The sequence below is a fragment of the Cupriavidus sp. PET2-C1 genome, from assembly GCF_054515855.1.
Genome location: NZ_CM137259.1, coordinates 1,115,973 through 1,129,518, shown reverse-complemented (window position 1 = coordinate 1,129,518; position 13,546 = coordinate 1,115,973). Strand labels below are relative to the sequence as shown.

At 65.6% G+C, this 13,546-nt stretch carries 14 protein-coding genes; 2 read left to right on the top strand and 12 right to left on the bottom strand.

The genetic code is table 11. From position 1 onward, the window contains the following. Window positions 1-26 precede the first annotated feature (26 nt). The 8 genes from ACX12D_RS05120 to gudD form a co-directional block, all read right to left on the bottom strand. Window positions 27-497, bottom strand: a complete 471-nt coding sequence (locus ACX12D_RS05120) for a pilus assembly PilX family protein (protein ID WP_459373159.1) — start codon at window positions 495-497, stop codon at window positions 27-29. Between the two features lie 2 nt (window positions 498-499). After that, window positions 500-1,558: a PilW family protein gene (locus tag ACX12D_RS05115; protein WP_459373158.1), complete on the bottom strand. Its 1,059-nt coding sequence runs from the start codon at window positions 1,556-1,558 to the stop codon at window positions 500-502. Between the two features lie 10 nt (window positions 1,559-1,568). Then, window positions 1,569-2,153 carry a type IV pilus modification protein PilV gene (gene pilV, locus ACX12D_RS05110; RefSeq protein ID WP_459373157.1) on the bottom strand — a complete coding sequence of 195 codons (585 nt, stop codon included), beginning with the start codon at window positions 2,151-2,153 and terminating at the stop codon, window positions 1,569-1,571. Then, entirely contained in the window at window positions 2,153-2,575 is a 423-nt protein-coding gene (locus ACX12D_RS05105) for a GspH/FimT family pseudopilin (RefSeq protein ID WP_459373156.1), read from the bottom strand. The genes pilV and ACX12D_RS05105 overlap by 1 nt, the downstream gene beginning before the upstream one ends. 81 nt (window positions 2,576-2,656) lie before the next feature. Continuing rightward, window positions 2,657-3,169: a type IV pilin protein gene (locus ACX12D_RS05100; RefSeq protein ID WP_459373155.1), complete on the bottom strand. Its 513-nt coding sequence runs from the start codon at window positions 3,167-3,169 to the stop codon at window positions 2,657-2,659. Between the two features lie 933 nt (window positions 3,170-4,102). Beyond that, window positions 4,103-4,477, bottom strand: a complete 375-nt coding sequence (locus ACX12D_RS05095; RefSeq protein WP_459373154.1) for a hypothetical protein — start codon at window positions 4,475-4,477, stop codon at window positions 4,103-4,105. A 165-nt stretch (window positions 4,478-4,642) separates the two neighbouring features. After that, window positions 4,643-5,608 (bottom strand): Bug family tripartite tricarboxylate transporter substrate binding protein, encoded by a 966-nt coding sequence (locus ACX12D_RS05090; protein ID WP_441639449.1) that lies wholly within the window; start codon window positions 5,606-5,608, stop codon window positions 4,643-4,645. Window positions 5,609-5,749: 141 nt separating this feature from the next. Next, window positions 5,750-7,108 carry a glucarate dehydratase gene (gene gudD, locus ACX12D_RS05085; RefSeq protein WP_459373153.1) on the bottom strand — a complete coding sequence of 453 codons (1,359 nt, stop codon included), beginning with the start codon at window positions 7,106-7,108 and terminating at the stop codon, window positions 5,750-5,752. 228 nt (window positions 7,109-7,336) lie between these two features. Between gudD and ACX12D_RS05080 the strand changes: the two genes are divergently transcribed. Further along, window positions 7,337-8,083, top strand: coding sequence for a FadR/GntR family transcriptional regulator (locus tag ACX12D_RS05080; protein ID WP_254615405.1), 747 nt, complete (start codon window positions 7,337-7,339; stop codon window positions 8,081-8,083). Between the two features lie 211 nt (window positions 8,084-8,294). Next, window positions 8,295-9,872 (top strand): aldehyde dehydrogenase (NADP(+)), encoded by a 1,578-nt coding sequence (locus tag ACX12D_RS05075; RefSeq protein WP_459373152.1) that lies wholly within the window; start codon window positions 8,295-8,297, stop codon window positions 9,870-9,872. Between the two features lie 66 nt (window positions 9,873-9,938). Here ACX12D_RS05075 and ACX12D_RS05070 read toward each other — a convergent pair whose 3' ends face one another. From ACX12D_RS05070 to ACX12D_RS05055, 4 genes are read right to left on the bottom strand one after another with little or no spacing between them, the layout of a single operon-like run. Continuing rightward, complete coding sequence (locus tag ACX12D_RS05070) at window positions 9,939-11,114, bottom strand: osmoprotectant ABC transporter ATP-binding protein OsmV (protein ID WP_459373151.1); 1,176 nt, start codon at window positions 11,112-11,114, stop codon at window positions 9,939-9,941. A gap of 2 nt (window positions 11,115-11,116) precedes the next feature. Continuing rightward, window positions 11,117-11,764 carry an ABC transporter permease gene (locus ACX12D_RS05065; protein ID WP_006162433.1) on the bottom strand — a complete coding sequence of 216 codons (648 nt, stop codon included), beginning with the start codon at window positions 11,762-11,764 and terminating at the stop codon, window positions 11,117-11,119. A gap of 10 nt (window positions 11,765-11,774) precedes the next feature. Beyond that, window positions 11,775-12,719, bottom strand: a complete 945-nt coding sequence (locus ACX12D_RS05060; protein ID WP_459373150.1) for a glycine betaine ABC transporter substrate-binding protein — start codon at window positions 12,717-12,719, stop codon at window positions 11,775-11,777. A 37-nt stretch (window positions 12,720-12,756) separates the two neighbouring features. Further along, on the bottom strand, window positions 12,757-13,473 hold the full coding sequence (locus ACX12D_RS05055) for an ABC transporter permease (RefSeq protein ID WP_174423121.1): 717 nt from the start codon (window positions 13,471-13,473) through the stop codon (window positions 12,757-12,759). Window positions 13,474-13,546 lie beyond the last annotated feature (73 nt).

The following is a 13,546-nucleotide window of genomic DNA, read 5'->3' as shown; positions in this document are numbered from 1 at the left end:
CCCCCCGGGGCGATACAAGTTGTTGTCTAGGGACAGGTCGCCGTCGAATTCATCCGCACCCTGGCGCCTTGATGCACCGTGACGGAGATGCCGGTTCGATTGTCGGTTGCAACCGCACTGATATCCCAATAGGTATCCTTCGGCGCAGAGTCGGCGAAATCGACGCTGTAACCGTCCGCCGCGGTCATCTGCAAGCAAGCCGGCTTAGCAGTCTGGACGGTGTAGTCCGCCGTGCCGTCGTTATTGATATCGATGCTGAAAGTCTGCGCGGCGGGCGTGTAGAAATTGCTGACCGAGCCGATGATTCTCTCGATCGCCTGCTGCGCGGCGGCCGTAGCCTCGATTTTGGCTTGCTGGTTGCCCACAACTTTCAGGTTGGTCTTGCTCATGCGCACGGCCGAGACCACCATTAGTGTCAGGACAATCAACATGACCAGCCCCACCACCAGGCTCATACCAGCCTGGCGAAGCCTGCCCTGGAATGATCGAAGCCTCATCTTCACTCTCTCCGGCTGCTGGGGTTGATGACGCGCACGACGCCGGTGTAGACGTGCCGCTTGAAATTGTCCGAGAAGGGGCCTACTGAGCCGGCCACTCCCATGCTGTAGGTCTTCGCCGCCAACGTGCTGTCGACGAAGGCGGACACTTGCGTGTTGCGCGCCAGCAAGTTGACCTGCACGGCCATGACATTGGGCCAGTCGGCCAGCGCTGGCGTGGTTATAAAGGGAACGGCTGGCGCGCCCGCGCCAACGGCGTCGACGCCATAGTCCAGTTGCAGGTTCTCGATACCGTCGACCAGTGGCGTCGTGACCCAACTCGACGTGCCGCCAGCTACTGCGATTTCCAGGCGCTTTAGCGTCGGCACCGGCTTGCCGCCATCCGCGCCCGCGGTGCAGGTGGTGGCGCCAGCAGCCAAGATGTTGCACGGGCTGATGAAATAGATATGCTCGATGTAACGGCGCAGCGCGGCCGGCGTGACGCCGTCGTTTTGCACCAGGGTGTACACGGAAGGGGTTGCCGGTGTGGGGTCCGGACCGACGGCCGTCACCGGCGTACCGGTGGGGGTAGTTTGCACATAGACCTGGCCCGCTACGGCAGTGGCAAGCGTTGGGAGGGTGTCGCTCGTTTCCAGGCGGCGCACCACCAGGATATCCGTCCCTGCTACGTGATTTGCATTCGGCAGGCAGGCCGACAGCGGAGCCGGTACGGTGGCTGGAGCGTCGTAACCCTGCATGGGCAAGGCGAAGGCATTGCCAATGCTGGTCGTGTCGATTGCGCACGGATCCGGCAAGGCAGACAGGGCCGCAAACGTGCCGCCAAACTGGCCATAGTAGCCGGCATGCTGGATATCGTCCTCCAGCAGCGTAAATGCATAGCGACCATTTTCAATCTGCCGGGCGGACTTGTCGAGCTCGGTGCGGGTGCTGCTCTGCTGGCTGATCAGCGCCGCGACACCTGCCATCAGGAACAGGCCGATCACGATCGCGATCATCAGTTCGACCAGCGAAAAGCCCGCGTGGCGGGAGCGCAATCGTAGTGAGGCGGTTGACTTTGCCATGTGTCGAGCCTCAGTTCAGGTTGGCAATCTGCAGCGTTGCGCTGACCACCCGCCGCCGCGTTTCGTCAGCGTACAGCCCCTTGCCGCAGCCAAGGCCCGCGCCCGGCGCCACCGTCTTCCCCATGCCCAGCCAGGCCACGCTAACCAGATAGACGCCGCTGACGCTGTCATAGCTGACGCAGCCGCGCGCGCCGATCATGGCGCCGACGCTGCCACTGGCACTGGTTTCAGCCGCGCCGGCGAGCAGGTTGCTCCAGGTCGCAAGATCCCCGTTGGCCATGGTGTAGGCCTGGACGGTACCAAGGGAGCACGCCGGCGCGGCGGCCGCGCCAGTCCCAAGATAGGGCTGCCCGTTGACCGGATCGGTGGTGAAGGCATAACAGCCGGCGACCGACCGGTTGGCATTGATGCGGCCGATCATGTCCTGCAGCAGAATCAGGGCCTGGGTACGCTGGTACGACTCGGCCTCGGCGCGCTGGCTGGTCAACATCAGGCCCACAAGGCCCAGCAGTCCGACCAGCAGGATGATCAGCGTAACGAGAGCCTCGATCAGGCTGAATCCCGACTGGCGGTCTTCTGGCGGCGGCCTGCGCATCAGCAACTCCCTGCCTGGCTGCTTGGCAGCCCGCTCAAATCGATGTTGATGCAGCGCTGCGGTGCGCTGGAGCTGGCTGCACTGATGCCAAAAGAACTGACCGTGGCAGCGAGGCGGCCATTGCCGTTGTAGACGAGCCCGGCCACAGGGCCCGTCATGGTCAGCCCCTGCAACGCCTCGTGCTGGCTGAGCGTGATGGTGCCACTTGTGACCGTCCAGCCGTTCTGCCAGCCGCCCGTCGCTGCAGCGACGGTAACACCGCTATTGCGTTTTATAGCCTCGCTGCGAGCGTAGATCAGTGCTGAGACGACATCATAGCCAGCCGCCCGGATCCGCTGCCCCAATATGAAATCTCGAAAATACGGGGTGGCGATCGCCGCCAGAATGGCGATGATCGTCACTGCGGTAATCAGTTCGATCAAGGTGAACCCCCGTTGCGGGTGCCTTCGCGCGTGCCGCGCTTCTGCCAAGCTGGGCAACATTTTTCCCTCCATGATCCACACTCACCAGCAACTGGCAACGGTGCCGCTGCCACTGATCCCCTTGGCGCCAGTCTGGTCAATGGTGAGATTCATGCATCCGGTGTCGTTGGTAGCCTGCGCGCCGGTCGGCGTGGCGGTCACGAGATAGGTCGGCGGGGTAGCAGCGTTGCTGGCTGCCACGGTGACGTTGTAGTTCTTCGCGACTTCCGTGGGAACGGTGGCATAGCCGAGCGCCGTCATGGTGGTAGCGTATTGACGTGCGTCGAGGTTGTACTGCTCTTGCTGGTTGGCCACCCCAAGAATGAAACTCTGGGCGGCGGAGCGGTTGCTCCGGATCACGTATCGGGTGTACGAGGGATAAGCGATGGCCGCAAGGATCGCGATGATGACCACCGTGATCATCACTTCAATCAGCGTGAATCCCAACTGTGCGCTGACCATGCGCAAAGCCGTTGCCGTCCTCGGTTCACCGGCGATAAACAAACGCGCACCAACCAACGCGCCTGCCGGCTCTCGGCAAGAAGACTGACCCATGATTGACCCCGAAGTACGTTTATTTTTTTGTATTCCAGTTCTTCCGGCTAATTTTAATGTGTGCTTCCGGACGGACTCTGCTTAATTTAGCAATTTGTGTGTGCCTCCGCCACTCATTCGTACGGGCCGACAGGATATTTGTCCAGCACGTCGCGAATTTCAGACAGCCACCGGCTGCGGTGTGCCGGCCGTCGCCATTGGTCCCGCCCACGAACCCATATTTCACGTTGCGTGTCTCCCAATGAATGGCACGTCCATGCCTCCGTGCTGCACGAGCGCAAGAAGTGATCAAAGAGCACCAAGAACGTTGATAACGAGGCAAACGGACGAGCAGCCTCGGCCTATAGGGCCTTACGATCCAGCCTGATGCACGTTAGGCTCCGTCGTGATCGCCAAGGGCGTCACGGCCACATGACTCGCCGTGACTTCCACGTGGCTGGCGATTACCGCGACACCCGATTGTGGCGGAGCAGGCACGCCATGCTTCCCCACACCATGCCCTTGAGCGGAGGGGTCAGGTACAGCCCGACGATATCGCGCACCATCTCGGCAAACAACGGGTTGGTGGAATATGAAGGGCCCCGGCTCCAATCCGACAACCATTAACATATTTGACAATAAATTGATTTAAGTAATTTTTTAATATTTGATTGGATTGCACTGGCCTGAATTCTCGCGGTCACCGCTTCCGCCAGACTTTTCTCCACGGCACAGCCGGCGCTTCGTTACGCGTGCGGAGTTATCCTCACAACGATTCAGACGCTTCCCCAAATTACCGCACCCCGTTACGCACTAGATTGACAGCCCCCCTCAAGACATCGCCGCACGGCGCCGCAGTGCCAGGCCTCCTCGCAATGACCCTTGCATCGTGGCGCTCGCGCTGATCACCCACAAGCGCAGCCATCTCGGCTGAAGCGGTCCGCGCTGCCCGGCTCAGCCTGGCTCGACCGGCGCCGTCAGCAAGCGATACGCCTGCTCCTGCGTAATATCCAGCCGGTAGTGCCGGGCCAGCATGCGCGCGAAGTGATGCGCGGCGTCCGGCTCGCTGTGCCTCAATTGCTCGCGGTAGGCCTCCAGCTCGAAACGCAGCCGCCAGCGCGGGCTCGCCAGGTAGAGCACGCCCATCAGGCCGCACCAGCGCCAGAACTGGCGCACATGCACCTTCTCATGCTCGATCAGCGCGTGGCTCACGCCGGGCCGCACCAGGATCAGCGGTCCCGGCGCGAAGCCATCGAACCCGCGCGGAATCAGCCAGCGGGACTTGGTCTCGATCAGCAGGCAGAGGGGCGATTTGCAGAAGCGGATCATGGCGGGCGACAGCGGTGCGATAGCACAGGACGCGCATGGGCGTGTCCAAGCGTGATTTCCCAAGCCTATCAGGTCGCGCGGGCCCTCGTCCAAACCTGCCTGCCAAAACAAAAACGCCCCGCTTTTGGCGGGGCAAAGAGCAATGCCTGAATGGATCGCGCGTGCCTAATCGATGCTGATCTTGCCCGCCTCGATCACGCCCTTCCAGCGCTGGAGCTCCTGCTTCTCGAACTGCTCGAACTGCTCCGGCGTATTGGCGACCACCTCGAAACCGTTCTCGGCCAGCTTCTGGCGCATCTGCGGCTCGTTGAGCGAACCGACCAGCGCGGCATGCAGCCTGGCCTTGACGTCCTTCGGCAGCCCGCGCGGCGCGGCCACGGCTTGCCACGAATACACGTCCACGTCCTTCACGCCGCCCTCCGCCATGGTGGGCACGTTCGGCAGCACCGCCGAGCGCTTGTCGCCGGTCACGGCCAGCGCCTTGAGCTTGCCGCTGCGGATATGTTGCAGCACCGCGTTGACGTTCTGGAACGAGACGTCCACCTGGCCTGCGAGCAGGTCGGAGATGGCCGGCGCCCCGCCCTTGTAGGGGACGTGAAGCCCGTCAGTGCCGGACTTCTGCCAGAACAGCGCGGCGGTCAAATGGTCGGACGAACCGGCGCCGGAGCTGGCGAAGGCCACCTTGCCCGGATTCTTCTTCATGTACGCGACCAGCTCCTGCAAGTTCTTCGCAGGGAAATCCGGCTTGGTGACCAGCACGTTGGGCGCGCGCACGGCCACCGTCAGCAGGTCGAAGTCCTTGGCCGGGTCATAGCCCAGGTTTTTTTGCAGGAACGGGTTCACGGCATAGACGCCGATCGACGCCACCAGCAAGGTGTAGCCATCGGCAGGTGCGCGCTTGACCATGGTCGCGCCGATGGCCCCGGTGGCGCCGGGGCGATTGTCGATCACGAACGGCTGGCCCAGCTTTTCATTGAGCGGCACCGCCAGCATGCGCGCGATGGTGTCGGTGGAGCCGCCCGCAGGGAATGGCACCACCACGGATACGGCCTTCTGGGGCCATGCCGGCGAGGCGGCCGCGGCGCTGGTCACGGCGCCTGCGGCGGCCAGTGCCGTCGTGGCGGCGAGCATGGCCGCGGCGAGCCGGCCGAACTTGCGCCGCGCGGGTGCGGCAAGCGTGCCCGCGGCAGCTGGCCGGCCATCAGGTTTGTTCATGGTTGTCTCCTGGTTCTTGGTGGTTTTCTTTTATTCGTGGGGGGCCGCAGATGCGGCTCACCGGACCATGCAGGGCGCCTTGTTGTTGAAGGTCCAGCCCGGGATCAGGAACTGCATGGCGACGGCGTCGTCGCGCGCACCCAGCCCCATGTTCTTGTAGCGCTCGTGCGCCAGCGCGAGTTGCTCCATATCGAGTTCCACGCCCAGGCCCGGCGCCGTCGGCACGGCCACCTTGCCGTTCTCGATCTTCAGCGGCGCCTTGGTCAGGCGCTCGCCGTCCTGCCAGATCCAGTGGGTGTCGATGGCAGTGACGCGGCCCGGCGCGGCGGCGGCCACGTGGGTGAACATCGCCAGCGAAATATCGAAGTGATTGTTCGAATGCGAACCCCAGGTCAGGCCCCACTCGGCGCACATCTGCGCCACCCGCACCGAGCCCTGCATGGTCCAGAAATGCGGATCGGCCAGCGGGATGTCCACCGATTGCAGGCGCACCGCGTGGCCCATCTGGCGCCAGTCGGTCGCGACCATGTTGGTGGCGGTGGGAAGGCCGGTGGCGGTACGGAACTCGGCCATGACCTCGCGGCCCGAGTAGCCCTCTTCCGCGCCGCAAGGATCTTCGGCATAGGCCAGCACGCCATGCTTGTCGCGGCACAGGCGCACGGCTTCGGCCAGCGACCACGCGCCATTGGGATCCAGGGTGATGCGCGCCTTGGGGAAGCGCTCGGCGAGCGCCAGGATGGCTTCCATCTCTTCGTCGCCGCGCAGCACGCCGCCCTTGAGCTTGAAATCGTTGAAGCCATAGCGCTCATAGGCAGCTTGCGCCAGGCGTACCACGCCCTCGGCATTCATGGCGGCTTCATTGCGCAAGCGGAACCAGTCGTTGTCCGCCTCGGGCTCGCTGCGATAGCCGAGCGTGGTGCGGTTACGGTCTCCGATATAGAACAGGTAGCCCAGCATCTCCACGGCATCGCGCTGCTGGCCTTCGCCCAACAGCGCGGCCACCGGCACGCCCAGATGCTTGCCCAGCAGGTCGAGCAGCGCGGCCTCGAGCGCGGTGACCGCATGGATGGCGATGCGCAGGTCGAAGGTCTGCAGGCCACGCCCACCCGCGTCGCGGCTGGCAAAAGCGGTGCGCACGCGATTGAGCAGCGCCTGGTGGTTGCCGATCGACTGGCCGGCCAGGAGTTCGCGCGCATCCTCCAGCGTCTGGCGGATCGCTTCGCCGCCGGGCACCTCGCCTACGCCCGTATTGCCCGCGCTGTCTTTCAGGATGACGATATTGCGGGTGAAGAACGGACCGTGCGCGCCGGACAGGTTCATCAACATGCTGTCGTGGCCGGCCACCGGCACGACGGTCAGCTCGGTGATCACGGGCGTGCCTGCCATGGGCGCGGCGCAAAGGGATGATTGGGTCATGTTGAACTCCAGCAGGAAGAGCGGCTCGCCGCGTTGGCTGCCGGCCCTTGCGGGTTGTCTCGGGTTGGATGCGCCGGCTGCTGCCGGATCCTTGTGTGCGGTGCTTGCCAGGTCCCGACGCGGCTGCTACAGCCCATGCAGCGGGAGACACCTGTTATCTGTCGTCATATAACTTACGACGCAGTATAATGAGCCTATTGCGATCCGGTCAAGCCCCAGCCCATCACCATGTCAAACCCGATGTTTGCCTCCACTCCCCCGCTGCGGCGGCGCGGCCGTACGCTTGCCGAAGAGGCGGTGAGCAACCTGAGCGAGCGCATCCAGCAAGGCCAGCTCAAGCCGGGCGACAAGCTGCCGACCGAGTCCGAAATCATGGCCGCGCTCGGCGTCAGCCGCACCGTGGTACGCGAAGCGCTGTCGCGGCTACAGGCCAGCGGGCTGGTGGAAACCCGCCACGGCATCGGCACCTTCGTGCTGGCGCGCAGCGCTGAGAACGGCTCGCCCTTTCGCATCGACCCCGCCACCATGGGCACTGCCATGGACGTGCTGGCCATGCTGGAATTCCGCGTCAGCCTGGAGGCCGAGGCGGCCAGCCTGGCGGCATCGCGGCGCAGCGATGAGCAACTGACGGCGATGCGTGGCGCGCTCGACGAGCTCAAGCGCACGGCGGCGGGCGGCGAGGATTCCGTTGGTGCCGATTTCGAGTTCCACCTGCTGATCGCGCGCGCCACCGGCAACCGCTACTTCACGGACATCATGGGCCACCTCGGCACCATGGTGATCCCGCGCAGCCGGCTGCATGTCAGCGCGCAGGAGCGGGAGCAGTACCTCGAGCGCGTCAATATCGAGCACGAGAACATCTTTGACGCCATCGAGCGGCGCGACCCCGAAGGCGCCAAGGCCGCCATGCGCATGCACCTGACCAACAGCCGCGAGCGCCTGCGCAAGGCGTCGGCGGCGGTGGAAGCCGGCTAGGGCCGGCCTGCCGGCGCATCCCGGCGGGATCCGGGAATTCCTGCTTGCCCGACAAGCGGCCTATGTTGTAGGATGTCTTACAATAAACGATGATGTAGCTGTATCCCCATTGATGCGTCCCGCGTGTTAGCCCGGGGCCACATCCCCGCCGCCTCAAGCGCAAGCTACGGCGCGCGCCCACTTGATCGCAGTTGAAAAGCAGGAAACGCTCATGACCATCACCGGCGAAATGCTGATCGGCGCCAGCGCAGTGCGCGGCACCACCAAGATCCTCCATGCCACCAACCCCGCCACGGGTGAAGTTCTGGCACCGGCATTCCACGGCGGCGGCGCCGCCGAGGCCGAGCGTGCCTGCGCGCTGGCCGAGGCCGCGTTCGACACCTACCGCAACACCTCGCCGGAAACCCGCGCCCAGTTCCTGGAGTCGATCGCCAGCGGCCTGGAAGCCCTGGGCGATACGCTGATCGAGCGCGCCCACGCCGAGAGCGCATTGCCTGTTGCGCGTCTGCAGGGCGAGCGTGCCCGCACCGCCGGCCAGTTGCGCCTGTTCGCCAGCGTGCTGCGCGATGGCCGCTGGCAAGCCGCCACGCTCGACTCCGCCCTGCCCGAGCGCACGCCGCCGCGCCCCGACCTGCGCCTGCAGAAGATCGCGGTCGGCCCGGTGGCGGTGTTCGGCGCCAGCAATTTCCCGCTCGCGTTTTCGGTGGCGGGCGGCGATACCGCATCCGCGCTGGCGGCCGGCTGCCCGGTCGTCGTCAAGGCGCACTCTGCCCACCTCGGCACCTCCGAGCTGGTCGGGCGCGTGATCCAGAAGGCCGTGGCCGATGCCGGCCTGCCCGAAGGCGTGTTCTCGCTGCTGGTGGGCGCGGGCGTTGCCGTGGGCACGGCCCTGGTCGCGCATCCGTCGATCCAGGCCGTGGGCTTCACGGGCTCGCGCAGCGGCGGCCTGGCGCTGGTGCAGACGGCCAACAGCCGTCCCCAGCCGATCCCCGTCTATGCGGAAATGAGCAGCATCAACCCGGTGTTCCTGCTGCCGGCAGCCCTGGCCGCCCGCGGCGCGGAGATCGCCCGCAACCTGGTGGATTCGCTGGTGATGGGCGTAGGCCAGTTCTGCACCAACCCCGGCCTGCTGCTGGCGGTGGAAAGCCCGGCGCTGGACGTGTTCCGCCAAGGCGCGATTGCGGCATTGGCGGAAAAGGCGGCGGCGACCATGCTGACGCCCGGAATCAGCCAGGCTTACGACAATGGCGTGGCCCAGCTCAGCGATATCGAAGGGCTGCGCCGCATCGGCAGCGGCCAGGCCGCCAGCGGCCCCAACCAGGCCCGCCCCGCGCTGTTCGAAACCACGGCCGCGCGTTTCCTTGCGGACCACCGCATGGAAGCCGAAGTGTTTGGCCCATCCTCGGTACTGGTCGTATGCCGCGACCACGAGGAGATGCTGGCGGTGGCGCGCCGCCTGGAAGGCCAGCTGACCGCCACCGTGCAAGCGGATGCGGGGGATCGTGCCGAGGCCGGCAGCCTGCTGACCGTGCTTGAGCGCAAGGCGGGGCGCGTACTGTTCAACGGCTATCCGACGGGCGTGGAAGTGTCGTACGCCATGGTGCACGGCGGGCCGTTCCCGGCTACGTCCGACACGCGCGCCACCTCGGTGGGCGCATCGGCCATCGAGCGCTTCCTGCGCCCGGTGTGCTACCAGAACGTCCCGGCGGAACTGCTGCCGCCCGCGCTGCAGGATGGCAATCCGCTGAACGTGTGGCGCCTCACCGACGGGCAACTGGCCCGCGACTGAATTCGCGCGCGCATGGAAAAGGGCCGGAAATTCCGGCCCTTTTTTTCATCTCAGGCTAGCTGGACATTACGCCGCAATGCGCTCGATGGCAGCCGGCGCCTGCGGCGGCTGGATCACCGGTGCATTCCCGCGCGAGCGGCCCGAGCTGAGATAGTCGGCGATCGACTCCTGCGTGACTTCGCCCAGGTAGACACCATCGGCATCGACCACCGGCAGCCAGCTGGTGTTGTGCTGGTACATGCGCGAGAGCACGATGCGCAGGTGCTCGTCGAACGCGGCGGTCGCCACGAACGGCCGCATCGCATCCGCGCACATGCCCTGCCCCGCGCGCGCATCGCGCCGCGTGACGTAGCCTAGCGCGCGCTGCGCATCGTCCACCACCGGCAGGTGGCGCACGTCGGCCTCGTCCATGATGGCGAAGGCCTGCGCCAGCGGCATGCCAGGGCTGCAGGTCTGCGCCATGGTGGCGGCATCGCCGGCGCGCACCAGCAGCAGGCGCTTGAGCGTGTTGTCGTGGCCGATGAACGCTTGCACGAAATCGTCGGCCGGACGCGCCAGCAGTGCGTCGGGATGGTCGAACTGCACCAGCTTGCCGCCGCGGAACACGGCCACCCGGTCGCCCAGCTTGATGGCCTCGTCGATGTCGTGCGAGACCATGATCACGGTCTTGCCGAGCTGGCGCTGCATCAGGAAGAACTCGTTCTGGATGCTCTCGCGGTTGATCGGGTCCACCGCACCGAACGGCTCGTCCATCAGCAGCACGGGTGCATCCGCCGCCAGCGCGCGGATCACGCCGATACGCTGCTGCTGCCCGCCCGAGAGCTCGCGCGGATAGCGCGTGAGCATCTTGCCGGGATCGAGCTGCACCATCGACATCAGCTCGCGCGCGCGCTCGCGGCTGCGCTTCTTGTCCCAGCCCAGCAGGCGCGGCACCACCATGATGTTCTCCTCGATGGTCATGTTGGGGAACAGGCCGATCTGCTGGATCACGTAGCCGATCTTGCGGCGCAGCGTGACTTCGTCCAGGCGGGTGGTGTCCTCGCCGCCGATGAGCACCCGGCCGGAGCTAGGCTGGATCAGGCGGTTGATCATCTTGAGCGTGGTGGTCTTGCCGCAGCCCGAGGGGCCGAGGAAGACGCAGATCTCGCCCTTGGGCACGGTGAGCGAAACCGCATCGACGGCGCGCACTTCGGCGCCGTCTTTTTGCCTGAAGGTCTTGGTGAGTTGGTCGAGTTCAATCATGTTCAGCGAATTCCTTTCGGTGTCAGCGCCCGCTGCAACCACTGCAGGCAGGCATCGGCCACGATGGCGAGCACGCTGACCAGCACCGCGCCGATCGCCAGCTTGCTCATGTTGCTCTGGCTGATCGCTTGCAGGATCAGCACCCCGAGGCCACCCGCGCCGATGATGGCGGCAATGGTGGCCACGCCGATGTTCATCACCACGGCGGTACGCACGCCGCCGAGGATGACGGGCACGGCCAGCGGCAGGTCCACCAGCCGCATGCGCTGCCAGGTGGTCATGCCGATGCCGCGGCCGGCTTCCTGGATGCCGTCGTCGACATTGGCGAGCGCCACGCAGGTATTGCGCATGATCGGCAGCAGCGAATACAGGAACACCGCGGTCACCGCCGGCACGTAGCCCAGCGCGTGGCCGAAGCGCGCGAAGATCGGGATCATCAGCCCGAACAGCGCGATCGACGGCAAGGTCAGCACGATGGTGGCCAGCGTCAGCAGCGGCGTGGCGAGAAAACGGAAGCGCGCGCACAGGATGCCCAGCGGCACGCCGACGACGATCGCCAGGCCCACCGCGGAACCCACCAGCGCCAGATGCTGGCCGGTGAGCTTGAGCAATGTCGGCCAGCTGTGTTGGAGGTAAGTCAGCAAGTCCATGCGGCCCTCCTCAGATCAGGCCGTGGCCGCGCAGGAATTCCTGCGCCACCTTGTCGACCGGCTGCTGGTCGATATCGACCTTGTAGTTCATCTCGGTCATGGCCGCGTTGTCGAGCTGGGCCGCCAGCGCGTTGAGCAAGCCGGCGAGCTCGGGATGCGCGTCCAGCGTTGCCTTGCGCACCACGGGCACTGCGTTGTAGGCGGGGAAGAAGTGCTGGTCGTCTTCCAGCAGCACCAGGTCGAAGCCCTTGACGCGGCCATCGGTGGTATAGACGAGGCCCAGTTCGACCTGGTCGTTCTTCAGCGCGGTGTAGACCAGGCCCGGATCGAGCTGGATCACGTCGCGGCGCGAGAACGGCAGCTTGTAGAGCCCCTTGAGCGGTTCCAGCCCGTCGGGACGCGCGGCGAACTCCATGTCGACCGCGAACGGATGGGCGGTGCCCTCGCCGGCGGCGCGCATCTTCTCGGCGAAGGCCGACAACGTGGCCACGCCAGCGGCTTCGGCACGCTTTCTCGGCATCGCCAGCGCATAGGTGTTGTTGATGCCTGAGGCATCGAGCCAGATCAGGCCGCGCGCGGCGTCGAGCGTCTTGACGCGCTCGTAGCTCTCGGTGGCGCCGAGCTTTTCCTCGACCTTGTTGAACACGATCAGCGCCGTGCCGGTGTAGTCCCACACCACGTCGAGCTGGCCGCTTTCCATGGCCTGGCGCATCAGCGTGCTGCCCAGGCCGGCGGTGAGCTCGGTGGTGAGGCCTTTGGCCTGCAGGTACTGCGTGGTCATCGACGACAGGATCAGCTGTTCGGTGAAATTCTTGCCGCCTACGCGAACGGTGTCGGCGTGCGCCGGCAGCGCCATGGCTGCCACTGCGGCAAGCACGGCGACACTCGCCAGCATGCGTGCCTGGCCGCGGGCCGCGCGGCCCGCGCGAGCCAGCGCGCTTGTGATGAAATGCATCGGGTTCTCCTTCATGTTCGGTGCGCCCTTGCGCGCCTTAGCGCGCCAGCCCGCGGCGGCGCAGGTAGCAATAACCGGCAGCGGCAAACAGGCCATCGAGGGCGAGTGCCAGCAGCGCGGTGGCCGCGGCGCCCAGCAACAGCAGGGGCTGGTTGTTCAGGTAGATGCCAGGGAAAATCAATTCGCCCAGGCTGTTGGCGCCGATCAGGAAGGACAGCGGCACCGTGCCGACATTGATCACCAGGCTGATGCGCACGCCCGCCAGGATCACCGGCAGCGCGTTGGGCAGTTCGACCCGGAACAGGCGCTGCATGGCGGTCATGCCAAGGCCGCGCGCGGCCTCGGTCAGTGCCGGGGAAACGCCGAGCAAGCCCTCGCAGGTATTGCGCACGATCGGCAGCAGCGAAGCCAGCCACAGCGCCAGGATGGCGGGCCGCTCGCCAATGCCGAGCACGGCCAGGGCCAGTGCCAGCACCGCCAGCGATGGCACGGTATTGCCGATATTGAAGACCTGCATCAGGCGGTCGGCCCAGCGGCGCATGCACGGACGGCTCAGGCCGATGCCTGCCGGGATGCCGGTGACCAGCGCCAGCGCCATCGACCACGCCACCAGGCGCAGGTGGTCGGCAACGTCGTACCACAGGCGGTCCTGATATTGCAGGATGACATCGACGCCGATCCAGGTGACCAGAGCGGCCAGCGCGGCGAGCGTGAGACATCCCCAGGCCAGCGCCTGTACGGATTGCTTGGACATATTCCCCTCTGTCCGCATGCCAGATGTGGGCACGAGAAACCACATCCGGATTGACGGACGAACAAAGTGGGCT

What these genes read in the sequence shown, in the direction of transcription:
- ACX12D_RS05120 (WP_459373159.1), bottom strand. Translation starts at nt 497, where the DNA reads ATGAGGCTTCGATCATTCCAGGGCAGGCTTCGCCAGGCTGGTATGAGC.
- ACX12D_RS05115 (WP_459373158.1), bottom strand. Translation starts at nt 1,558, where the DNA reads ATGGCAAAGTCAACCGCCTCACTACGATTGCGCTCCCGCCACGCGGGC.
- pilV (WP_459373157.1), bottom strand. Translation starts at nt 2,153, where the DNA reads ATGCGCAGGCCGCCGCCAGAAGACCGCCAGTCGGGATTCAGCCTGATC.
- ACX12D_RS05100 (WP_459373155.1), bottom strand. Translation starts at nt 3,169, where the DNA reads ATGGGTCAGTCTTCTTGCCGAGAGCCGGCAGGCGCGTTGGTTGGTGCG.
- ACX12D_RS05095 (WP_459373154.1), bottom strand. Translation starts at nt 4,477, where the DNA reads ATGATCCGCTTCTGCAAATCGCCCCTCTGCCTGCTGATCGAGACCAAG.
- ACX12D_RS05090 (WP_441639449.1), bottom strand. Translation starts at nt 5,608, where the DNA reads ATGCTCGCCGCCACGACGGCACTGGCCGCCGCAGGCGCCGTGACCAGC.
- gudD (WP_459373153.1), bottom strand. Translation starts at nt 7,108, where the DNA reads ATGACCCAATCATCCCTTTGCGCCGCGCCCATGGCAGGCACGCCCGTG.
- ACX12D_RS05080 (WP_254615405.1), top strand. Translation starts at nt 7,337, where the DNA reads ATGTCAAACCCGATGTTTGCCTCCACTCCCCCGCTGCGGCGGCGCGGC.
- ACX12D_RS05075 (WP_459373152.1), top strand. Translation starts at nt 8,295, where the DNA reads ATGACCATCACCGGCGAAATGCTGATCGGCGCCAGCGCAGTGCGCGGC.
- ACX12D_RS05070 (WP_459373151.1), bottom strand. Translation starts at nt 11,114, where the DNA reads ATGATTGAACTCGACCAACTCACCAAGACCTTCAGGCAAAAAGACGGC.
- ACX12D_RS05065 (WP_006162433.1), bottom strand. Translation starts at nt 11,764, where the DNA reads ATGGACTTGCTGACTTACCTCCAACACAGCTGGCCGACATTGCTCAAG.
- ACX12D_RS05060 (WP_459373150.1), bottom strand. Translation starts at nt 12,719, where the DNA reads ATGCATTTCATCACAAGCGCGCTGGCTCGCGCGGGCCGCGCGGCCCGC.
- ACX12D_RS05055 (WP_174423121.1), bottom strand. Translation starts at nt 13,473, where the DNA reads ATGTCCAAGCAATCCGTACAGGCGCTGGCCTGGGGATGTCTCACGCTC.